18 protein-coding genes and 4 tRNA genes are annotated in these 21,907 nt (G+C 29.3%); 18 read left to right on the top strand and 4 right to left on the bottom strand.

Annotated elements, in window-relative coordinates; all coding sequences use genetic code 11:
- Positions 1–7: 7 nt before the first annotated feature.
- From CRV01_RS04025 to ileS, 4 genes are all read right to left on the bottom strand, one after another.
- Positions 8–1,294, bottom strand: a complete 1,287-nt coding sequence (locus CRV01_RS04025; RefSeq protein ID WP_129006957.1) for a UDP-N-acetylmuramoyl-L-alanyl-D-glutamate--2,6-diaminopimelate ligase — start codon at positions 1,292–1,294, stop codon at positions 8–10.
- Positions 1,275–1,868, bottom strand: a complete 594-nt coding sequence (locus CRV01_RS04020; RefSeq protein ID WP_129006956.1) for a hypothetical protein — start codon at positions 1,866–1,868, stop codon at positions 1,275–1,277. Before CRV01_RS04020 ends, CRV01_RS04025 begins: the two co-directional genes overlap by 20 nt.
- A complete protein-coding gene (locus CRV01_RS04015) occupies positions 1,868–2,146 on the bottom strand; it encodes a NifU family protein (protein WP_129006955.1) in 279 nt (92 codons plus the stop codon). The genes CRV01_RS04020 and CRV01_RS04015 overlap by 1 nt, the downstream gene beginning before the upstream one ends.
- Positions 2,147–2,262: 116 nt before the next feature.
- Positions 2,263–4,992: an isoleucine--tRNA ligase gene (gene ileS, locus CRV01_RS04010; protein WP_129006954.1), complete on the bottom strand. Its 2,730-nt coding sequence runs from the start codon at positions 4,990–4,992 to the stop codon at positions 2,263–2,265.
- A gap of 376 nt (positions 4,993–5,368) precedes the next feature.
- Between ileS and CRV01_RS04005 the strand changes: the two genes are divergently transcribed.
- The 18 genes from CRV01_RS04005 to CRV01_RS03920 all read left to right on the top strand — a co-directional run bounded on the left by CRV01_RS04005 (position 5,369) and on the right by CRV01_RS03920 (position 21,859).
- Complete coding sequence (locus tag CRV01_RS04005) at positions 5,369–6,727, top strand: FAD-dependent oxidoreductase (protein ID WP_129006953.1); 1,359 nt, start codon at positions 5,369–5,371, stop codon at positions 6,725–6,727.
- Positions 6,728–6,784: 57 nt separating this feature from the next.
- A complete protein-coding gene (locus CRV01_RS04000; protein WP_129006952.1) occupies positions 6,785–7,279 on the top strand; it encodes a CinA family protein in 495 nt (164 codons plus the stop codon).
- 60 nt (positions 7,280–7,339) lie between these two features.
- Positions 7,340–7,415: transfer RNA gene (locus CRV01_RS03995), tRNA-Lys, on the top strand.
- 23 nt (positions 7,416–7,438) lie between these two features.
- Positions 7,439–7,513, top strand: a tRNA-Glu gene (locus tag CRV01_RS03990).
- Between the two features lie 7 nt (positions 7,514–7,520).
- Positions 7,521–7,596: transfer RNA gene (locus tag CRV01_RS03985), tRNA-Val, on the top strand.
- A gap of 12 nt (positions 7,597–7,608) precedes the next feature.
- Positions 7,609–7,685, top strand: a tRNA-Asp gene (locus CRV01_RS03980).
- A gap of 95 nt (positions 7,686–7,780) precedes the next feature.
- A complete protein-coding gene (locus CRV01_RS03975; protein ID WP_129006951.1) occupies positions 7,781–9,364 on the top strand; it encodes a cache domain-containing protein in 1,584 nt (527 codons plus the stop codon).
- Complete coding sequence (locus CRV01_RS03970) at positions 9,345–10,007, top strand: response regulator transcription factor (RefSeq protein WP_129006950.1); 663 nt, start codon at positions 9,345–9,347, stop codon at positions 10,005–10,007. The genes CRV01_RS03975 and CRV01_RS03970 overlap by 20 nt, the downstream gene beginning before the upstream one ends.
- Positions 10,008–10,183: 176 nt before the next feature.
- Complete coding sequence (locus CRV01_RS03965) at positions 10,184–10,438, top strand: DUF4212 domain-containing protein (protein WP_114838478.1); 255 nt, start codon at positions 10,184–10,186, stop codon at positions 10,436–10,438.
- A gap of 12 nt (positions 10,439–10,450) precedes the next feature.
- Positions 10,451–12,328 carry a sodium:solute symporter family protein gene (locus CRV01_RS03960; protein WP_129006949.1) on the top strand — a complete coding sequence of 626 codons (1,878 nt, stop codon included), beginning with the start codon at positions 10,451–10,453 and terminating at the stop codon, positions 12,326–12,328.
- 127 nt (positions 12,329–12,455) lie between these two features.
- The gene (locus CRV01_RS03955; protein WP_129006948.1) at positions 12,456–14,273 is read left to right on the top strand and encodes a DUF294 nucleotidyltransferase-like domain-containing protein; all 1,818 of its coding nucleotides are present in this window, start codon (positions 12,456–12,458) and stop codon (positions 14,271–14,273) included.
- Positions 14,273–14,905: a 3'-5' exonuclease gene (locus CRV01_RS03950; RefSeq protein WP_129006947.1), complete on the top strand. Its 633-nt coding sequence runs from the start codon at positions 14,273–14,275 to the stop codon at positions 14,903–14,905. Before CRV01_RS03955 ends, CRV01_RS03950 begins: the two co-directional genes overlap by 1 nt.
- Positions 14,906–15,078: 173 nt before the next feature.
- Entirely contained in the window at positions 15,079–15,393 is a 315-nt protein-coding gene (locus CRV01_RS03945) for a DUF485 domain-containing protein (protein WP_129006946.1), read from the top strand.
- Positions 15,393–17,042, top strand: coding sequence for a cation acetate symporter (locus tag CRV01_RS03940; protein WP_129006945.1), 1,650 nt, complete (start codon positions 15,393–15,395; stop codon positions 17,040–17,042). The genes CRV01_RS03945 and CRV01_RS03940 overlap by 1 nt, the downstream gene beginning before the upstream one ends.
- A 299-nt stretch (positions 17,043–17,341) precedes the next feature.
- A complete protein-coding gene (locus CRV01_RS03935; protein ID WP_129006944.1) occupies positions 17,342–17,656 on the top strand; it encodes a DUF485 domain-containing protein in 315 nt (104 codons plus the stop codon).
- On the top strand, positions 17,656–19,305 hold the full coding sequence (locus tag CRV01_RS03930; RefSeq protein ID WP_129006943.1) for a cation acetate symporter: 1,650 nt from the start codon (positions 17,656–17,658) through the stop codon (positions 19,303–19,305). Before CRV01_RS03935 ends, CRV01_RS03930 begins: the two co-directional genes overlap by 1 nt.
- A 96-nt stretch (positions 19,306–19,401) precedes the next feature.
- Positions 19,402–21,246, top strand: coding sequence for a putative nucleotidyltransferase substrate binding domain-containing protein (locus CRV01_RS03925; protein ID WP_129006942.1), 1,845 nt, complete (start codon positions 19,402–19,404; stop codon positions 21,244–21,246).
- Positions 21,239–21,859, top strand: a complete 621-nt coding sequence (locus CRV01_RS03920) for a 3'-5' exonuclease (RefSeq protein ID WP_129006941.1) — start codon at positions 21,239–21,241, stop codon at positions 21,857–21,859. The genes CRV01_RS03925 and CRV01_RS03920 overlap by 8 nt, the downstream gene beginning before the upstream one ends.
- The last annotated feature ends 48 nt before the right edge of the window (positions 21,860–21,907 follow it).

Genomic DNA, 21,907 nt, shown 5'->3' with positions numbered 1-21,907 from the left:
TCTACTTTTAGCCTAAGTGTTTTAAAACCTCTTCTTTATCACTTAAAGGCATTTTTTGATCATAGATGATTTGATAAGGTTCATCACCTTTTCCTAAAATTAAAAGTACAGAATCTTTATCTTTTTTAGCTAATTCTATACCTTTTTTAATAGCTTCTTTTCTATTAACCTCAGCATAAAGATTATTTTTATTTTGAATTCCCTTACAAATATCTTCAATAATTAAATCAGGGTCTTCAAATCTTGGGTTATCGCTAGTAACAATAATAGTTTTAGCAAAGTTTGCTGCCATTTGTCCCATTATTGCTCTTTTATCTTTATCTCTATTTCCACCTGCACCAAATACTGCAATTATGTTTTTATGATTAAAGCTTTCAAAAACCTCTTTCATTCCATCAGGAGTATGGGCAAAATCAACTATAACAAAAGGGTCTGTACTAATTGTTTCCATTCTTCCACTAACCCCTGCAAAGTTTTCAACTACAGCACAAATCTCATCTAAACTTTTTTCTGTAACCATATCAGCTGCTGCAATTGCAGCAGTTAGATTATAGATATTAAATATTCCCATTAAAGAAGATGAATATGAATACATCTCTTCTATTTTTGAGAACATTACATTAGTTCCATTTTTAAAAGAGTATGCATTTACTTTATATGTTGATGGATTTTCTAAAGAGTATGTTAAAGTATTTGTAGGATTAAACTTAACTACTTTATCATCTTTGTTTATTAGCTTTTTACTATCATCATCAAAGAAAGAGTTTTTAATATTGATATACTCTTCTATTGTTTTATGATAATCTAGATGATCTCTTGTAATATTCGTATGAATTTTAAGCTCAAAATCCAAACCTTCAATTCTTTTTTGCTCAATTGCATGGGAACTTACTTCCATAACAAAAAATTCACACTCATTTTCAATTGCTTTTTGAATATGAGCAAAATTTCCAAGTTGTACAGGAGTAGTTAAAGTATATTCTTCAACTCTTTCATCATTTATAAAAAAGCCCCTTGTACCTTGAAGTGCTACTTTATATCCTAAGTCTAAAAGAATAGAATAAATAGCTCCTGCTGTTGTTGTTTTTCCATTTGTTCCTGTAATACCAATTACTTTTATAGAACTCATATCAAAATGTTCTTTAAGTTCAGTTGCTTTAATTACTTTTTCGCAACCATTAGCTTTTGCATCATCTACAAACTTTTCATTTTGTTTTGATTGTACAAAAACCGTTCCAGAAACTGCCTCTTTTGAGTTGTCAGTATATATTTTATTATTTATGATTAGTTGCAAGTTTTTTCTCTTCTAATTTCTTATATAGCTCTTCTATTTTTGAATCATATGAAAAATAGTCATTAAATCCATCTAGGTATGAATAAGCTGTACTATTAAAATCATTTTCTATTAGTTTATCAACAAAATCAAAAAAATCTTCTTTTGATTCAATGGCAACTTTTGTAGAAAACATAATATCTTCAAAAGCTACTTTAAAAGAACCCCTTGAATCAATAAGTCTTTTAAAATCTTCATATTTAATAGCATCTAATGAATCAATAGTTGATGAACTTAATTCTTGTAAAATGTCCATCATTTTATCCATATCACCATCATATGCATTTATTACATCTTCTACATATGCTATTGCTTCTTCTAAGTTTTCATCTTTGGCTACAGAGAAGTAGTCATATAAAGACATTGCTTTTTGTTCATCTTCACTTGCGATATCACAAAAAAGAGCATAGATTTTATACTCTTTATTTGTTGGAAAATTTGATGATAGTTGTGAATATATAAATAAGGCTTTTTCAAACTTTTTATCTAAAAAATATCTATTAGCCTCATTGAATAATCTATTCTCATTTATCATTAAAGCTCCTGTAAATTATTTTCCATACCTTGTGGTACATTTACTATTTGTAGTTCTGGATGTATTGCAGCTTTTAACTCTTTTTCAACAATGAATTTTAGAGTACTAGAACTTGCGCTACATCCAACACAGGCACCTTGTAATTGTACAAATACCCTTCCATCAATAATATCTAATAATTCTATTGCTCCACCATCCCGTGCTAACATTGGCGAAACTTTAGTTTCTATAATATTGCTTACTGGTGGTCTTAAATCCTCATCTGAAAATGGCATCATAATTTATTAACCTTTTTTACTCTTTTTATTAACATAAACAACTCCAATAGCAGTAACTAATAAAACTACTGCTATTGTAGAGAATATAAAGTTCAATGTTACTTCAGATTCAAACATTAATTCAACACACTTTCACATCTAGAACAAAGTGTTTCTTCATCTACAGATGTAAACTTCCAACATCTAGGACATTTTTCTAGTGTTGCTTTTGAAACAGTAAATTTAATATCATCTACTTCAAAACTTGCTAATTCTTCAGTTGATGAAGCTTCACTTGTAACATCACTTACTAAGAACCAGTCACTAGCTTCTGCTTGTCCTAATGATAAAACATCTTCACAAGAAGTAACTATTTGAAGTTCAAGTGTTGACTTAATAGTTTTATCTTTTTTAAGTGTATCAATTGCTTCAGAAAACTTTTCTTTTGCTTTTAATAAAACTTCTTCATTAAGTTTACTTTCAACTGTTGGTAATATTTGTTTTTCAAAATCAAAGATATCATTAGTTTCACCTTTAATTACTTCTGGTGCAAACTCTAATAACTCATCCATTGTATAAGTTAAAATACAAGAAAGAGTTGAAATTAATTTTTTAGCAATAATTGCCATTGCACTTTGAGAACTTCTTCTATGAATATCATTTTTATCATCGCAATATAGTCTATCTTTACAAACATCTAAATAAATACCTGATAAATCAACTACTAAGAAGTTGTTTAATCTATTAAGTCCTCTTGAGAACTCATAAACAGAAAATGCTTCATCTATTTGATCAAATACTTTCTTTGCTTTACTTAAAATCCATGTATCTAAGCTACCCATTTTTTCAACATCAACAATTGCATCTAAATCATCAATATTTGCTAAAAGGAATCTTGCTGTATTTCTAATTTTTCTATAAAGTTCTGCATTTTGCTTTAAAATATTATCTGAAATCTTTTGGTCATTTTGATAATCACTCATTGCAACCCAAAGTCTTAAAATCTCAGAACCATATTGCTTCATAACTTTTGCAGGGTCAACAACATTTCCTTTAGATTTAGACATTTTTTCACCTTTTTCATCCATAGTGAATCCATGTGTTAAAATCGACTTATAAGGTGCAACTTCACTTGAAGCAAGTGTTGTTAAAAGTGAAGATTGGAACCAACCTCTATGTTGGTCACTTCCTTCTAAATACATATCAGCAGGGAATGTTCCAGCATCATAATTTCTAGATCTTAATACAGCATTTTGAGTAGAACCTGAATCAAACCATACATCTAAAATATCCATAGTTTTTTCTAAATCTTCTGGATTTAATCCACTTCCTGGATATAATAATTCTTCAATTGGTAAATCATACCAAGCATCACAACCTTTTTGCTCAAAAATCATTGCTGTAAAGTTAAGAACTTTTTCATCAAAGATTATTTCATCAGTCTTTTTATTTCTAAAGAATGCAATAGGCACACCCCAATCTCTTTGTCTAGAGATACACCAATCAGGTCTTCCATCAAGCATAGATCTTAATCTATTTCTTCCCCACTCTGGATAGAAAGTAAGATTTTCAACTACTTCAAGTGCATTTTCTCTAAGAGTTTTATTTTTTTCTCCATACTCATCATCAATTGAAATAAACCATTGTTTTGTTGCTCTAAAGATAATTGGTTTATGAGTTCTCCAACAATGAGGATAAGAGTGTCTTATATCTGTATGTTTTAATAATGCATCACCTAAATCTTCTAAAATTAACTCATTTGCTTTAAATACATGTACACCTAAATATTTATCTGTATCATGGAATAATTTTTCTCTTACAATTGTCTCATCATATTTACCATATGCATCAACAGGCATAATAACATCAAGTCCATATCTTAAACTAACTTTGTAGTCATCTTCACCATGTCCACCTGCTGTATGAACTGCACCTGTACCAGCATCCATTTCAACGTGTTCACCAAGGATAATTTTAGATTCTCTTCCATTTAATGGATTAATAGCGTGAGAGTTTTCTAAATCTTTTGGATTAATAGAATCTACAATATCACCTTTGATAACTTCTTCTTCAATTAAAGAGTTATATAATTTTTTTGCAACAATAAATTTATCACTTGTTAAAACATACTCTTCTTCACCATTTAAAGAGATACCTGTATTAGCTGGCAATGTCCATGGTGTAGTTGTCCAAATAATTAAACTTGCATCTAATTTTTCATGTTTAAATGCAACATAAATAGAAGCAGATGTTTTATCTTCATACTCAACTTCTGCTTCAGCTAATGCAGTTTGAGCTGCCCATGACCAATAAACTGGCTTAGATCTTTGAACTAATAAACCTTGACTTGCAATTGCGCAAAGTTCTCTATAAATATTTGCTTCAAATTTAAAATCCATAGTTAAATAAGGATTATCCCAATCCCCTATTACACCAAGTTTTTTAAACTCATCTCTTTGAATATCAATAAATCTTGCAGCATGTTCTCTACAAAGTTCTCTTATTTTTGACTTTGGTAGTTCTTTTTTCTTTGTGCTTCCAATTTTTTCTTCAACTTTTTGTTCAATTGGTAGACCATGACAATCCCAACCTGGAACATATCTAACTGATTTTCCATCAAAATAATGGTACTTAACAATAATGTCTTTTAATATTTTATTTAATGCATGTCCTATATGAATATGCCCATTTGCATATGGTGGTCCATCATGTAAAGTAAATGAAGGTGCATCTTTTCTATTTTTCTTCATTTTTTCATAAACTTTAGATTCATCCCAAAGTTTATATTTTTTTGGTTCGTTTTGTGGTAAGTTACCTCTCATAGGAAACTTTGTATTTGGTAAAAGTAAACTCTCTTTATAATCCATCTTTGTAGCCTTTTAACTCAATTTCTATTATCTTTGTATAAATCGCAGATTATATCTAAAGGATATTTAATTTTGACTAAGTTAAAAATTTTACAAAAATCAATAAGATTTATTTTTATAATATAGACTTATAAATATGAAAAGATATTTTTTGTACAAAAAATGTACATATAAAAAATTTATTAAACAAAAAACATATATTTTATATCACTTGTACATATTTTGAGTATAAAATAAATTGAAGAAAAATCAATAAAATGTTACTATTACGCATATTTTCTTTAAGAAAAGTCTCTTTGCTAAAAATTATAATATAAACTGAAGTTAAATGTGTTAAAATTTTTGCAAAAATTAACTATGATAGGAATAAATAAATATGAGTACAAAACATTATCAAGTTGCAATTGTAGGTGGTGGAATTTCTGGTGCTGCACTTTTTTATGAAATCGCTAGATATACAGATGCAAAAAGTGTATGTATGCTAGAAAAGTATGAAGATTTAGCAACATTAAACTCTAAAGGAACTAGTAACTCTCAAACTATCCACGTAGGAGATATTGAAACTAATTATACTTTAGATAAAGCAAAAATCACAAAAAGAACTGCAAAAATGATTGAAAAGTTCTGTTTACAATATGGACTTCAAGATAAAATCATGTTTGCTCATCAAAAGATGGCTTTAGGTGTAGGTGAAAAAGAAGTTGAATTTATAAAAAATAGATATGAAGAATTTAAAGAACTATTCCCTTACTTAGAATTATGGGATAAAGAAGATTTAAGAGAAAAAGAACCTTTATTAGTATATGCAGATAAAGAAAGAACAAAAGATAGACCAGAACCAATTTTAGCAATGGGAACTCAAAGTGAGTACACAACTGTTGATTTTGGAGAAATGACTAAAGAATTAGTTAAAGCAGCACAAGAACAAGAAGGTGTTGAAACTGACGTTTATTTCAACGCTAGAGTAGATGAAATTGAAAAAGTAGGTGATATATATAAAATTACAACAACAAGTGGTTCAGTTTATACTGCTGACTTTGTTGTAGTAAATGCAGGTGCTCACTCATTACACCTTGCACATAAAATGGGATATGGAAAACACATGGGTTCACTTTCTATGGCGGGATCTTTCTATATTACTAATGATAAATACTTAAATGGAAAAGTTTACATGGTACAAAATCCAAAACTTCCATTTGCAGCACTTCATGGAGACCCAGATATTCTTTGTGATGGAAAAACTAGATTTGGACCAACTGCCCTTGCACTTGCAGTACTTGAAAGATATAAAGGTGGTAAATCTTTCTTAGAATGTTTAAAAACAATGAACATTGGTGGAGATACTATTAAAATTTTCTGGGATTTATTAAAAGACTCTGAAATTAGAAATTATGTATTTAGAAACTTCTTATTTGAAGTTCCAGGAATCAATAAAGGTCTTTTTGTTAAAGATGCACAAAAAATTGTTCCTTCTTTAAGTACAGAAGATATTGAGTATGCAAAAGGCTTTGGTGGAGTAAGACCACAAGTACTTGATAAAAAAGAACAAAAACTTATGTTAGGTGAAGCTTCAATTAACCCAGGTGGAGGAATCTTATTTAATATGACTCCAAGTCCTGGTGCTACATCTTGTTTAGGAAATGCAGAAAGAGATATCAAAATTGTTGCAGATTATTTAAATCTAACATTTGATGAAGATAAATTCTTAGACGAATTAACAGAAAGAGAAAACTAATAGGATTTTCCTATTAGTTTTCTTTAATATATACATATATAATAGTATATAAATACAATGTTTACTCAAAAAGATATGCAGGAACTGCAAAACCTGCTTAAACTTCATAAAAAGACTATTACAACAGCTGAAAGTTGCACAGGTGGACTTATAGCTTCAAAAATAACTGAAATAGCAGGTTCCTCAAATATATTCAATGGTGCAATTGTTTCATACTCAAATAAAATAAAATCTCAAGAATTAAATGTAAAAGTAGAAACTTTAGAAAAGTTTGGTGCTGTTAGTGTTCAAGTCGTTGAAGAGATGTTAGAAGGTGTCATTAAAAAGTTTGATGCAGACTATGCCATTGCAGTAAGTGGAGTCGCTGGACCTGATGGCGGAACAAAAAACAAACCAGTTGGTACAGTAGTAATCGGTATTATGGGAATTAATGAAGGTAAAGATATTGAAATTTGTCACTTTTTAGGTTCTAGAAATGAAGTTCAAAATAAAGCAGCAGAGAAAAGTTTAGAAAAAATTTCAAAATTTTTTCTAAAAACCCTTGACAAATAAAAAAAAACCTATTATAATTCCAGTCCATTTTGAGAACAACGATTCAAAAAATGGTAAAATGACCCGTTAGCTCAGCTGGTAGAGCATCTCCCTTTTAAGGAGGTGGCCGAAGGTTCGAATCCTTCACGGGTCACCAGTTATTTAAAATTTTATTGTGTTGGCCCCTTCATCTAGCGGTTAGGATTCATGGTTTTCATCCATGCCACAGGAGTTCGAGTCTCCTAGGGGTCACCATCACTTTGGTCGATTAGCTCAGTTGGTAGAGCGCTACCCTTACAAGGTAGATGTCAGTGGTTCGAGTCCACTATCGACCACCATTTTTAAGTTGTGCGGTTGTAGTTTAGTTGGTTAGAATGCCTGCCTGTCACGCAGGAGGTCGCGAGTTCGAGTCTCGTCAACCGCGCCACTTCTTATTTACACAATTCATACACTATTTTATAAAATATTTATTATTATTTAGCTATCCTTTTTTGTTATTTAAATTGAGGAATATTAAAATTAATGATAAGAGCTAAATCTTTATACCACTTAATTCTTTATAGTATTGTTTTCATTATCTTTTTAACTTCATCTTTTACATTTATTATTATTGACAATGCTTTTGATGATTTTAATGAAAAAATTCAAATTATGAAGAATGATTACTTTTCAAAGCAAAAAGACCTTATTCAATCTGACATAAAAAAAACACTTAAATTTATAGACTATTATCACAACAAATATAAAAATAAAAAAAGTGAGAAAGAAATACAAGATGATATTTTAAATGCTATAGAAATGATGAGAGATAAAAATAGCATTGATGACTATCTTTTTATATATGACTTTAAAGGAACTTCACTTTACTACCCTATTTCAAGTAGTAATATAGGGAAAAACCTTTATGAATTTAAAGACCCAACAGGTAAAAGAGTTATAAAAGAGTTAATTGATATTTCAAAGAAAAAAGATGGTGGCTTTGTAAAATATATCTGGTATAAACCAAAATTAAAAGATGAAGCTCTTAAAATTTCTTATGCTTTATCATATAAACCTTGGAACTGGACAATAGGAAAAGGTATATATTTAGATGAAATTGATGCACTTATTAATGAAAAAAAGAAAGAGCATGATGAAAAAATCTCAAACTACATTCTACAAATACTATCACTAACTATTATGTTAGTTCTTTACTCAATTTTTATTTATAAAAATGCCACAATTTTAATTGTTAATGATGTAAAAGAGATAGGTAAATATTTAAAAGAAACACAAAAGTCAGATACTAGAATAAGTCAAAATAGACTTATATTTGGAGAGTTCAAAGTAATTGCAAACTATGCCTATGATGCAATGCATAATATAAAAGATAAAAATCAAATGCTTGAAGGCTTAAATAAACACTTAGAAGATAAAGTAGATGAACAAACAAAAGCCTTAAGTGATTTAGTTGAATCGCAAAAAAGGTTTTTAAAAAATTCAGTACATGAAGTAAATACACCACTTTCTATTATTAGAACTAATATTGATTTATTAAAAAGAAATACTCCATCAAATAAATATATTGCAAATATAGAAAGTGGAGCAAAAATCATTCAATATATTTATGATGATTTATCATACTTAATCAAAAAAGATAGAGTTGAGTATCCAAAAGAGTATATTAATTTTTCACAATACTTAATTGAAAGACTTAATTTTTTTGATTCAATTGCGCAAGCTAATGATTTATACTTTATTAACAATATTGAAGAAGATATTTATATCAAATTTAACAATACAGAACTACAAAGAATTGTTGATAATAATATTTCTAATTCAATTAAATACTCAAAACCAAAATCACCTATTTATATAAGACTATCTTACTTTAATGATGATATTGTTGAATTCTCAGTAAAAACAAATTCAGAAAAAATTGAAAATAAAGATAAGATTTTTAGTGATTTTTATAGGGAGAATAGTTCTCGTGGTGGCTTTGGTTTGGGGCTTAGGATTGTAAAAGAGATATGTGATAAAAATTTAGTTATAATTAATCTTGATTCAAACGATAAAGATACAAAATTTACGTATAGGTTTAGAATAAATGAAAATACTACTTCTTGAAGATGAAATAATGTTAAACAATGCAATATCTGAATATTTAAAAGATATTGGACACATGGTTGAAAGTTTCACAAATGGTGAAGATGTTATTGAAAATGTTGATTCTAGTTATGATTTACTTATCTTAGATATCAATGTTCCAAAAAAAGATGGTTTTGAGATATTACAAGAACTCAATAATAAAAAGATGTATATACCTACCATATATATATCAGCCTTATTAGATATTGAGGATATTTCTAGAGCGTATGATTTAGGTTGTAGAGAATATATTAAAAAACCTTTCCATCTAGAAGAACTTGGAATTAAAATAAACCAAATACTTAAAAAAGATCAAAGTTCTACATCTCATATGAGATTTTCAGAAAACTACTCATATTCAAAAAATGAAAAAACTCTTTATTTTAATGGAGAACCTCAAACATTAACAAAAAAACAACTAGAGATTATCCATATTTTGGCTCTTAATATCAACATGATTGTAGATTTCGAAAGATTTAGAGTTGATATCTGGGGCGGGGAAAATATTGATAATCCTACTATTAGAGCAGAGATTTCAAGACTAAAAAAAGCACTAAAAGAGGATTTTATTAAAAATATCCGAGGTTTAGGCTATAAAATTGACAGATATTATTCTGTTTAACAAACCCCTTTAATAGGCTCTTAAAGAGCCTAAATGCTACGTTAATCCTACGAAATATAAATTTTTTTATGATTTTTTTTTAATTGCTACCCTTTTGCTACAAACTGTTATTATACTTACAATGTTGAATTACTGAAAAGGATTTACTTTTTAGTAAAACTTATAAAGGAGTACTTATGAGTCCAGAAAAAGCTCAAGCTTATTGGAAAGAGAACATTTCTACTATTCTTAAGTTATTAGTAGTTTGGTTTGTTGTTTCTTTCGGTTGTGGAATTTTATTCATAAATGAACTTAATACTATTGAAATCAGTGGTGTTAAATTAGGTTTCTGGTTTGCCCAACAAGGGTCTATCTATGTTTTCGTAATCCTTATTTTTGTATATGTTGCAAAAATGACAGCGATTGATGAAAAATATGGCGTACACGAATAGGAGATTTATAAGATGGAATTACAATCATTAATTTACCTATTTGTAGGTATTTCATTTGCAGTATATATTGGTATTGCACTTTGGGCAAAAGCAGGATCTACTAAAGATTTCTATGTAGCTGGTGGAGGTGTTCACCCAGTAGCAAATGGTATGGCAACTGCTGCAGACTGGATGTCAGCTGCTTCATTTATTTCATTAGCTGGTATCATCGCATTTAAAGGTTCTGATGGTGGTGCTTACTTAATGGGTTGGACAGGTGGATATGTTCTACTTGCTATGTTATTAGCTCCTTATTTAAGAAAGTTTGGTAAATTTACAGTACCTGATTTCGTTGGTGATAGATACTACTCAAATGTAGCTAGAACTGTTGCGGTAATCTCAGTTATCTTCGTTTCGTTCACATATGTTGCTGGACAAATGAGAGGTGTTGGTATTGTATTCTCTAGATTCTTACAAGTTGATGTAAATACAGGTGTTATCATTGGTATGGCAATTGTATTCTTCTACTCAGTACTTGGAGGGATGAAAGGTATTACTTATACACAAGTTGCTCAATATGTTGTAATGATTTTTGCATATATGATTCCTGCAATTTTCTTATCATTACAAGTTACTGATACATTCTTACCTCAATTAGGTATTTTTAGTACAACTGTATTTGAATTCAATGATGGTGTAAAAACTATTCCTGAAGGAACCTATCTATTACATGCACTTGATTCTGCTATAACAGACTTAGGATTTAAAGCATATACTGAACCAGGTAACTTATGGAACATGTTTATGTTAACTACAGCATTAATGCTTGGTACTGCTGGTCTTCCACACGTTATTGTTAGATTCTTTACAGTTCCAACTGTTAAAGATGCTAGAATTTCTGCTGGTTGGGCATTAGTATTCATTGCAATTATGTATACAACTATTTCTTCTGTAGCAGCATTCTCAAGATTAAACTTAATCAAAAACGTTCAAAATGTTGAATACTCAGCATTTATTAACGGAGAATTAAAACATGCAGATGGAACTCCAAATAATGGTAACTGGTTTAAAACTTGGGAAAATGGTGGATTAATTGCTTGGACTGATAGAAATGGTGATGGAAAAATCCAATATGCACCAGGTGCAGCATTTGATGGACCAAAAGGTAAACCAGCATTCGATGGTGAAAAAGTTGGTGAACATGGTCAAAGAGTTACAACTAATGGTAAACCAGCAGCTAACTCTGGAAAAATTGAAAATGAGCTTTATGTAGATAGAGATATCATGGTACTTGCTAACCCTGAAATTGCTAACTTACCTAACTGGGTAATTGCATTCATTGCAGCTGGTGGTCTTGCAGCAGCATTATCTACAGCAGCAGGTCTATTACTTGTAATTGCATCAGCAATTTCACATGACTTAATGGGTCAAGTAATCTTTAGAGATCCTGACACAGGAAAATCTAAATTAACTGAGAAATCAGAATTAATGTGGGCTAGAATTTCAGCTATCGTTGCAATTTGTATTGCAGGATACTTAGGAATTAACCCTCCAGGTTTCGTTGCACAGGTTGTTGCATTTGCATTCGGTCTAGCTGCAGCAGCATTCTTCCCAACAATTATCTTAGGGATATTTGATAAGAGAATGAACAAAGAAGGTGCGATTGCTGGTATTTTAACTGGTTTAATCTTCACATTCGGATACATTATTTACTTTGTATTCTTAGGTGGAAAACCAGAAGATTATTTCTTAGGAATTCACCCAACAGGTATTGGTACAATTGGTACAATTTTACACTTAATTGTTGCTCTTGTAGTATCTAGAATGACTCCTGAGCCACCACAACATATTCAAGAACTAGTTGAACAAATTAGACTTCCGAATAATGCTGGTGAGGCACACGATCACTAAGCCTTCAAAAGTCAACCTTCGGGTTGACTTTTTTTTTACTCTAAAAATAAAATATTTTTTTACATTACTATAAGAGATAGTGTCATACAATATAATAATGTAAAAAAATATTATAAAGGATTCTCATATGAGTCTTCGAGATCAAAAAGCTTTTCTATCAAATATTCACCCTTTTGAATTATTAACAGAAGAACAAATGGACTATTGTATTAGACATATGGATATTGCATATTATGCAAAAGGTGAGGTTTTAATAACACCAGAAAAGATACCTAATCATTTTTTCGTAATTATTAAAGGAATAGTTCATGAATACAATGAAGATCAAGTTCTTATGGACTTTCATTATCAAGACTCTTTTGATGCTAATTCACTAATTTATAGTAAAACAAAGAACTCTTTTAAAGTATATGAAGACCTAATCTGCTATGAAATTGAAAAAGAAGTATTTCTTGAACTTATTGAAAAAAATGATGGCTTTAAAAACTTCTTTTTAAATAATTTAGTTAATAAGTTTCAAAGCCTTAAAGACAAAGAGTATGCTTCTGAACTTTCATCATTTATGATTGCAAAAGTTGAAGATACAATTTTACATCCTCCTTGTATAGTTGAAAAAGGAACAAAACTTATTGATGCAATAGATGAATCAATGCAAAGAAATACTTCAACTATTATTGTAAGAGGAGAAAATAACCAATATGGAATTATTACTGACTCACTTTTAAAAATCAAAGTATTATTAGAAGGTAGAAATTTAAATATTCCAGTTGAAGAGATAGCTATTTTCCCAATATTAAGTGTACATCTTGATGACTATCTTTTTGAAGCATTAACATTACTTATTAAGAAGAATATTAAAAGAGTTGGTGTAGTAAATTCTAAAGGAGAAATCTTAGGAATTTTAGAACAAATTGATGTATTATCTCATTTTGCAAATCATACCTATGTAGTTGACTCTAAAATTAAAAATGCAAAAACACTAAAAGACTTAAAACAAGCAAGTGAAGAGTTAGTTGATACAGTTAAAACTTTAAATGCTAAAGGTGTAAAAGTAAATCATATTTCAAGTTTAATAGGACAATTAAATACTAAAGTTTATAAAAAAATTTATAAGTTTATAGTTCCCGAAGAGTTGCAAAATAGCGCTTGTCTTATAGTTATGGGAAGTGAAGGAAGAAACGAACAAATTATAAAAACTGACCAAGATAATGCATTAGTTGTAAGAAATGGTGTTGATGTAGAGCAATATAGACAATATATGCAAGAGATAACTGATACATTAATAGATTTTGGTTATCCTCCTTGTGAAGGTAATATTATGGTATCAAATCCATTTTGGTGTAAAACTGTAGAAGAGTATAAAAGAGAAACTGCAAGATGGATTGAAGCACCTGATATGCAAAACTATATGGACTTAGCAATTTTCTTTGACTCATTTGCAGTTGCAGGGGATAAAAAGTTATTAATTAATTTAAAAGATGATTTATTCAATAAATTACATGATAAAGATGTATTTATGGCATATTTTGCAAAAGCTACGTTAACTTTTGATACTCCAAGTACAGTTGCAAACTTGATGACAAAAACTTACAATATAGATGTAAAAAAAACAGGAGTTTTCCCTATTGTTCAAGGAATAAGAAGTTTATGTCTTAGAGAAAGAATTAGAGAAACAACAACAGTAAAAAGAATTAAAATTTTACAAGATATGAAAGTATTAGAAGAGGAAAAAGCAAGTGAACTTTTAGAAGCATTTGAAGTTTTAAATACTTTAAGACTAAAAGCTCACTTACAAAAACTACAAGATGGCAAAGAAATTAACAATGAAATTGATACACATAGTTTAGGAAAAATTGAAAGAGATTTACTAAAAGATAGTTTCAAAATTGTTAATAGCTTTAAAAAGTTTATAACATACACATTTAAAATTGATAAGATTTCATAATGTTTCAAAAATTAATTAATTCATGGAAAAAGAAAAAACTTCTAGATAGGAAGTATGAGTATTTATTTGATGAACCACCAAAAGATGAATATGTATGTCTTGATTGTGAGACTACAGGACTTAATCCAAAAAAAGATGAAATTCTTTCAATTGGAGCAGTACATATCAAAAAGAATAAAATTTTAATGAGAAAAACATTAAATATTTTTGTTAAGCCATCAATGAAAATTACTGAAGAATCAATCAAAATACATCAAATAAGACCTATTGATTTAGAAAATGGTAAGGATCCTAAAGAAGCAATACTTGAACTTCTTGAATTTATTGGTAATCGTCCTATTGTAGGATATTACATAAAATTTGATATTGCTATGATATCAAAATATACAAAAGAACTTATTGGAGTATCACTTCCAAATAGACAAGTTGAAGTTTCATCAATGTATTTTAAAAGAAAAAAAAGAAGCTCAGATTATGAATTTGTTGATTTAAAATTTGACACAATTTTAAAAGAACTTGATATTCCAGAACTTGGAAAACATGATGCTTTAAATGATGCAATAATGACCTCTATGATTTTTCTAAAATTACGAGATTTAGCTCCTGCCAATTCTACATTCTATACAGGATAAATATCAATTACATAGCAATAAAATAGCATGCTATTTTATTGCTACTTTTACATGTAACAAATCGTTACGATGGGCTTTTCTTCACTTAAAATTGACTTAATAGTCAACTAAAATATTGTTCTATTTATAATCTCATGTATAATATTTAAATATTTTTATTAGAAAGGACGACTATGAATGACGAATTAGTGGCTAAAATTAAAGCTAATCCTAATTACCAAAACTTAGTAAAAAAAAGATCTAGTTTCGCATTAAAACTTGCAATTTTTGTACTTGTAATTTTTTATGCATTCATCTTAACTATTGCATTTGAACCAGCTGTTTTAGCAATGAAAACAGGAGAAGGTGTAATGACAATAGCATTTCCTATTGCAGCAGCTATTATTATAGTTAGTTTTTTTACAACATTAATTTATGTAAAAAGAGCAAATGGTGAGTTTGAAGACTTAATTGAGAAAGTAAGAAAAGATGTAAAGGATGAGTTATAATGTTTAAAATATTAGCACTTCTATCAATCTTTGCTGTTTCAGTATTTGCAGCAGGTGATGCTAACTTTGAAGCAACACAAAGAGAACTTAATATTCCAGCAATCATAATGTTCTTTATTTTTGTTGGTGCTACTTTAGGTATCACTTATTGGGCAGCTAAAAAAACAAAATCTGCTAGTGATTTCTATACTGCTGGTGGTGGTATTTCTGGTTTCCAAAATGGTATGGCAATTGCAGGAGACTATATGTCTGCAGCTTCATTCCTTGGTATTTCTGGACTTGTTTATTTAAGTGGTTATGATGGTTTAATCTATGCAGTTGGATTTTTAGTTGGATGGCCTGTAATTTTATTTTTACTTGCTGAAAGATTAAGAAACTTAGGTAAGTTTACATTTACAGATATTGCTGCATTTAGATTAGGTCAAAAAGAGATTAGAACACTTGCTGCATTTGGTTCATTAGCAGTTGTTACTTTATATCTTATTGCACAAATGGTTGGTTCAGGTAAACTTATTCAAGTATTATTTGGATTAGAGTATGAGTATGCAGTATTATTAGTTGGTGTAATGATGATTATTTATGTAACTTTTGGTGGTATGCTTGCAACTACTTGGGTACAAATTATCAAAGCTGTTTTACTACTTTCTGGTGTATCATTTATGGGATTCATGGTATTAAGTCATTTTGGATTCTCTTTTGAAGCATTAGCAACAAAAGCTGTTGAATCACATGAAAAAGGTCAAGCTATTATGGCTCCTGGTGGCTTTATTTCTGACCCAATCTCAGCTATTTCTTTAGGACTTGCATTAATGCTTGGTACTGCTGGTCTTCCACACGTACTTATGAGATTCTTTACAGTTGGTAATGCAAAAGAAGCTAGAAAATCTGTTGTTTATGCAACTGGATTTATTGGTTATTTTTACTTAGTTATTGCTGTTATTGGTCTTGGGGCAATTGTTTTCTTAAATTCAGATGCAGGTGCTCAATACTTTGTTGATGGAAAACTATTTGGTGGAAATAATATGGCTGCAATTCACTTATCACATATTGTTGGTGGTAATATTTTCTTAGGATTTATTTCAGCTGTTGCATTTGCTACAATCTTAGCAGTTGTTGCTGGACTTACACTTGCTGGAGCTTCTGCAATTTCACATGACCTTTATGCATCAGTTATTAATCCAAATGCTACAGAAGAACAAGAAATTAGAGTTTCTAAAATTGCTGTTATTGTAATTGGTATTGTTGGTGTTGTATTAGGTATTGCCTTTGAGCAACAAAATATTGCATTTATGGTAGGACTTGCATTTGCTATTGCAGCATCAGCAAATTTCCCAATTTTATTCTTATCAATTTATTGGAGAAAATTAACTACAAGAGGTGCATTCATTGGTGGAATAGTTGGTTTAGCAACTGCTGTTATTTTAGTTGTTATTGGACCAATTGTATGGGTACAAATTTTAGGAAATGAAGAAGCTTTATTCCCTTATAAACACCCTGCACTATTCTCTGTTACAGCAGCATTTATTGCAATTTGGTTCTTCTCAATTACAGATAAGTCTCAAAGAGCAAAAGATGAAGAAAAAGCTTTTGAAGCTCAAAATATTAGAGCGCAAACTGGTTTTGGAGCTGCAGGAGCAGTTGATCACTAAAAGTACATTTTGTACAATTATAGTACATCAAAGAGGGTTTAAAAGCCTTCTTTGAACAATAAACTTCCATAAAGCCCAAAAAGTGGTCATTTTTAAACATCATATTTTTTCTAATCTTTTATCTTTTCTTACTTTTAATGTACAATTTTTGTTTAAATTAATTTTTTTATATGTATAATTTTAATTGTTTATTATGCTATGTTGATGCTACCCATTACCATAGCTTATTGCTAAACAAATTATAAGTATTAATTTATCTTATTAGTTTTAATAAGAGTAGATTGATAGAAGGGGAAAAGATGAAGGATGAATTAGTTGAAAGGATTGAAAACAATCCTAAATACGATGAATTGGTTTCAAAAAAGAACAGCTTAGGAATCAAACTAGGGATTTTTGTTCTAGTTATGTTTTATGCATATATTTTAACAATTGCATTTAACAAAGAAATACTGGCAACAAAAATAGGAGATGGTGTAACTACAATAGCATTCCCTATTGCATTAGCAATTTTAATCATTAGTTTCTTAACTACACTTGTTTATGTAAAAAAAGCAAATGGTGAGTTTGAAGATTTAATTAATGACATAAAAGATGATGTAAAGGATGTAATGTAATGTTAAGAGTATTAGCACTTATTTCAATTATTGCACTATCTGCATTTGCAGCTGGTGATGCAAGCTTTGAGGCTACAAAAAGAGAGTTAAACATTCCTGCAATTATAATGTTTTTTGCATTTATTGTTTTTACTTTAGGATTAACAGTTTGGGCTGCAAGAAGAACAAAATCTGCTAGTGATTTTTATACAGCAGGTGGAGGAATTACAGGTTTCCAAAATGGTTTAGCAATTGCAGGTGACTATATGTCTGCTGCTGCATTCCTTGGAGTTTCAGGACTTATATACTTAAAAGGGTATGATGGTGTTATTTATGCTGTTTCATTTTTAGTTGGTTGGCCAATTATTCTTTTCTTTATGGCTGAAAAACTAAGAAACCTTGGTAAGTTTACTTTTGCTGATATCGCTGCTTATAGATTATCACAAAAAGAGATTAGAACATTAGCTGCATTCGGGACACTTTCAGTTGTTGTTTTATATCTTATTGCACAAATGGTTGGGGCTGGAAAGCTAATTCAAGTACTTTTTGGGATGGAGTATGAATTTGCTGTAATTTTAGTTGGTGTAATGATGATTATCTATGTAACTTTTGGTGGTATGCTTGCAACTACTTGGGTACAAATTATAAAAGCTTGTTTACTTCTTTCTGGGGTTTCTTTTATGGCTGTTATGGTTTTATATCACTTTAACTTCAACTTTGAAAGCTTAGCTGTAGCTGCAAGTGAAAACCACAAAGATAAAGAGTCAATTCTAAGTCCTGGTGGATTTATTTCTGACCCAATTTCAGCTATTTCTTTAGGTATGGCACTTATGTTTGGTACTGCTGGTTTACCACATGTACTTATGAGATTCTTTACAGTTGGAAATGCTAAAGAAGCTAGAAAATCTGTTGTTTATGCAACTGGTTTTGTTGGTTACTTCTGGATTATTATTACTATCGTTGGATTTGGAGCAATTGCATTTTTAAATACTGATGCAGGTGCACAATACTTTACAGATGGTAAACTATTTGGTGGAAACAATATGGCATCTATTCACTTATCACATATGCTAGGTGGAAATGCATTTTTAGGATTTATTTCAGCAGTTGCATTTGCTACAATCTTAGCAGTTGTATCTGGTCTTACTTTAAGTGGAGCATCAGCTATTTCTCATGACCTTTACTCTAATGTAATTAATCCTAATGCTACAGATGAACAAGTTGTAAAAATCTCTAGAATTACTGTTGTAGTTGTTGGTTTTGTTGGAGTATTACTTGGTATTGCATTTGAACAACAAAATATTGCATATATGGTAGGGCTTGCATTTGGTATTGCAGCATCTGCAAACTTCCCAATTTTATTCTTATCTATTTATTGGAGAGGATTAACAACTAGAGGTGCATTCTTAGGTGGATTAACTGGTCTTATTACTGCTGTTACTCTTGTAATAGTTGGACCAATTGTATGGGTACAAATTTTAGGAAATGAAGAAGCTTTATTCCCTTATAAACACCCTGCACTATTCTCTGTAACAGTTGCATTTATTTCAATCTGGTTCTTCTCTAAGACTGATAGTAGTGAAAGAGGAAAAGCAGAAAAAGAATTATTTAGAGCTCAAAATATTAGAGCAAATACTGGTATTGGTGCAGCTGGAGCAGTTGATCACTAATACTTAAAATCAAAGAGATTTTCTCTTTGATTTTAAAGGTTTTTATTATTAATTTCAAATATAATGAATTAATAAATTAATAATAGAGACTTAAATATGAGCATACAAGAACAAGTAAACTTTTTAAAAGCGATTCATCCCTTTGATAAACTTACAAAATCTCAATTAGAGTACTTCGCAGACAACCTTGATATTGTCTATTTAAAAAAAGATGAAATAATCCAAAACTTTTCACAAGAACCAGAGTTTTTATATTTTATTATAAAAGGTATAGTTCAAGAAAAGAATGAAGAAAAAGAGGTTTTAGCATTTTATTCGAACCAAGAATTTTTTGATTCTGTTTCATTAATTGAAAACTTTTCTAAACATAAATTTGTTACAAAAGAAGAAACTATTTGTTATACCCTACCTAGAGAAGTATTTATTAAAGTTTTACATGAGAATCCTACTTTAGAAAGCTTTTTCTTTCAATCAATTTCTCAAAAATTAAATGGAAATATTCATCACGAAAAAAATAAAGAGTTAGCAAATTTAATGATTGCAAAAGTTAAAGATGCAAGAGTACATGAAGCACTAATTTTACCTTTTGAGACTTCTATTTTTGAAGCTGTTACAAAATTAAAAGAAGCAAAGGTTCCTACACTTTTACTTGAAGATGAAAACAAAGAGATTCATATAGTTACTGATTCAGATTTTAGAGAAAAAGTGATTTTAAATAGAATGAGTTTTGATGATAGTGTTGGAAAAATATCTAATTCTGGATTAAAATATGTAAATGAAAATGACTTTTTATTTAATGCCCAATTACTAATGACAAAACATGGGTTAAAAAGATTAGTTGTTAAAGATAATAATAACGAAATAGTTGGTATTTTAGACCAGATATCATTATCTTCTTTCTTTGCAACTCATACTTTTTCTGTATCAAATGAAATTACAAGAGCAAATACTATTGAAGAACTAAAGATTGCCAGTCAATCGTTATTAAAAATTATAAAATCTTTATACGCAAAAGGTGTGAAGGTTTCATTTATATCTAAATTAATCAACCAATTAAATAGAAAAGTTATGAATAAACTTTTTATTATGACAGCACCAAAAGAGCTAATAGGAAAATCTTCACTTATTGTTATGGGAAGTGAAGGTAGAGGTGAACAAGTTTTAAAAACAGACCAAGATAATGCCTTAATTATTTCAGATGAGTGTAGTATCACAAAAGAAGAATTAGAAAAATTTACATCTTCATATACTGAAACATTAGTTGATTTTGGTTTTCCTAGATGTGAAGGTAATATTATGCTTTCAAACTCTTACTGGTGCAGAACACAACAAGAGTTCAAAGACTTAATTTATGACTGGATCAACAAGCCAGAACCAGATAGTTATATGAATTTAGCAATTTTTTATGATGCAATATGTGCTTCAGGAGATAGAGAACTTTTAGATGAATTAAAACAATTTATGTTCAAAGTTTGTTCTGACTCAAAAAGTTTCTTTATGCATTTTGCAAAAATAGTTATGGACTTTGATGTTCCTTTAGGATTCTTTGATGGCTTTGTTTTTGATTCAAAAAATAAAGAGCATGAACATGAATTAGATATAAAAAGAGGTGGTATTTTTATTGTTGTTCAAGGAATTAGAGCACTTTCATTAGAAAATAAACTTATGCGTGCAAATACTCTTAAAAGAATAAAAGAGTTAACAGATAAAAAAGTATTCACTGAAGATTTTGCAGATGAACTAACAGAAGCATTTAACTACTTATGTTCTTTGAAATTAAAATCAAATATTGAAAAATTAGATTCAGGGCAAGTAATTGATAATTATATTGATCCTGATACTTTAACTATAATGGAAAAAGATTTATTAAAAGATAGTTTCAAAATTGTAAATAAATTAAAGAAAAAATTAGAAAATCATTATAAGTTGAATTATGTTTAAAAAAATACAAAACTATTTTAATAAAAAAAATCTAAACAATGAAAAGTTCTCTTATTTATTTGATAAATCTATAGATGATGAATTTGTTTGTTTTGATTGTGAAACTACAGGATTAAATCCTTTAAAAGACGATATTATATCTATTGGTGCAGTTATTATAAAAAATAATACAATCCTTTCAAGTAAAAAATTTGTAAGATTTGTAAAACCAGAAACCAAACTTCAAGTAGAAGCAATTAAAGTTCACCATATAAGAGAGTGTGATTTACTTGAAGCTGAAGATATTGATACTGTAATAGAAGAGTTTTTAGAATTTATTGGAAATAGAAAACTTGTGGGATATTATTTAGAGTTTGATATTTCCATGATAAATAAATATCTAAAACCAAAACTAGGTATAAAACTGCCAAATAAGGCTTACGAAGTATCTGCTATTTATCATGATTGGAAAATTGAAGCTATTCCACAAAGTAATATAGATTTAAGGTTTGACACAATTTTAAAAGAGTTGAAAATTCCCTCTTTAGGAAAGCATGATGCCTACAATGATGCCATAATGACTGCAATGATGTTTTTAAAATTAAAAAATCAAGCAAAAGTAAAAATAAAGTAACTACATATCATTGACATATTTTTTTGATATAATATAACAAATTCAAAA

Source organism: Arcobacter sp. CECT 8983 (assembly GCF_004118855.1).
Taxonomy (GTDB): Bacteria; Campylobacterota; Campylobacteria; order Campylobacterales; family Arcobacteraceae; genus Halarcobacter.
The sequence above is the reverse complement of the archived record's forward strand: the minus strand, read 5'-3'. Positions and strand labels throughout refer to the sequence as shown.

Coding starts and splice junctions, on each gene's coding strand:
- CRV01_RS04000 (WP_129006952.1), top strand. CDS start 6,785: ATGTTTACTCAAAAAGATATGCAGGAACTGCAAAACCTGCTTAAACTT.
- CRV01_RS03960 (WP_129006949.1), top strand. CDS start 10,451: ATGGAATTACAATCATTAATTTACCTATTTGTAGGTATTTCATTTGCA.
- CRV01_RS03970 (WP_129006950.1), top strand. CDS start 9,345: ATGAAAATACTACTTCTTGAAGATGAAATAATGTTAAACAATGCAATA.
- ileS (WP_129006954.1), bottom strand. CDS start 4,992: ATGGATTATAAAGAGAGTTTACTTTTACCAAATACAAAGTTTCCTATG.
- CRV01_RS03965 (WP_114838478.1), top strand. CDS start 10,184: ATGAGTCCAGAAAAAGCTCAAGCTTATTGGAAAGAGAACATTTCTACT.
- CRV01_RS03955 (WP_129006948.1), top strand. CDS start 12,456: ATGAGTCTTCGAGATCAAAAAGCTTTTCTATCAAATATTCACCCTTTT.
- CRV01_RS04005 (WP_129006953.1), top strand. CDS start 5,369: ATGAGTACAAAACATTATCAAGTTGCAATTGTAGGTGGTGGAATTTCT.
- CRV01_RS03950 (WP_129006947.1), top strand. CDS start 14,273: ATGTTTCAAAAATTAATTAATTCATGGAAAAAGAAAAAACTTCTAGAT.
- CRV01_RS03940 (WP_129006945.1), top strand. CDS start 15,393: ATGTTTAAAATATTAGCACTTCTATCAATCTTTGCTGTTTCAGTATTT.
- CRV01_RS04020 (WP_129006956.1), bottom strand. CDS start 1,868: ATGATAAATGAGAATAGATTATTCAATGAGGCTAATAGATATTTTTTA.
- CRV01_RS03930 (WP_129006943.1), top strand. CDS start 17,656: ATGTTAAGAGTATTAGCACTTATTTCAATTATTGCACTATCTGCATTT.
- CRV01_RS03935 (WP_129006944.1), top strand. CDS start 17,342: ATGAAGGATGAATTAGTTGAAAGGATTGAAAACAATCCTAAATACGAT.
- CRV01_RS04015 (WP_129006955.1), bottom strand. CDS start 2,146: ATGATGCCATTTTCAGATGAGGATTTAAGACCACCAGTAAGCAATATT.
- CRV01_RS03920 (WP_129006941.1), top strand. CDS start 21,239: ATGTTTAAAAAAATACAAAACTATTTTAATAAAAAAAATCTAAACAAT.
- CRV01_RS03925 (WP_129006942.1), top strand. CDS start 19,402: ATGAGCATACAAGAACAAGTAAACTTTTTAAAAGCGATTCATCCCTTT.
- CRV01_RS03945 (WP_129006946.1), top strand. CDS start 15,079: ATGAATGACGAATTAGTGGCTAAAATTAAAGCTAATCCTAATTACCAA.
- CRV01_RS03975 (WP_129006951.1), top strand. CDS start 7,781: ATGATAAGAGCTAAATCTTTATACCACTTAATTCTTTATAGTATTGTT.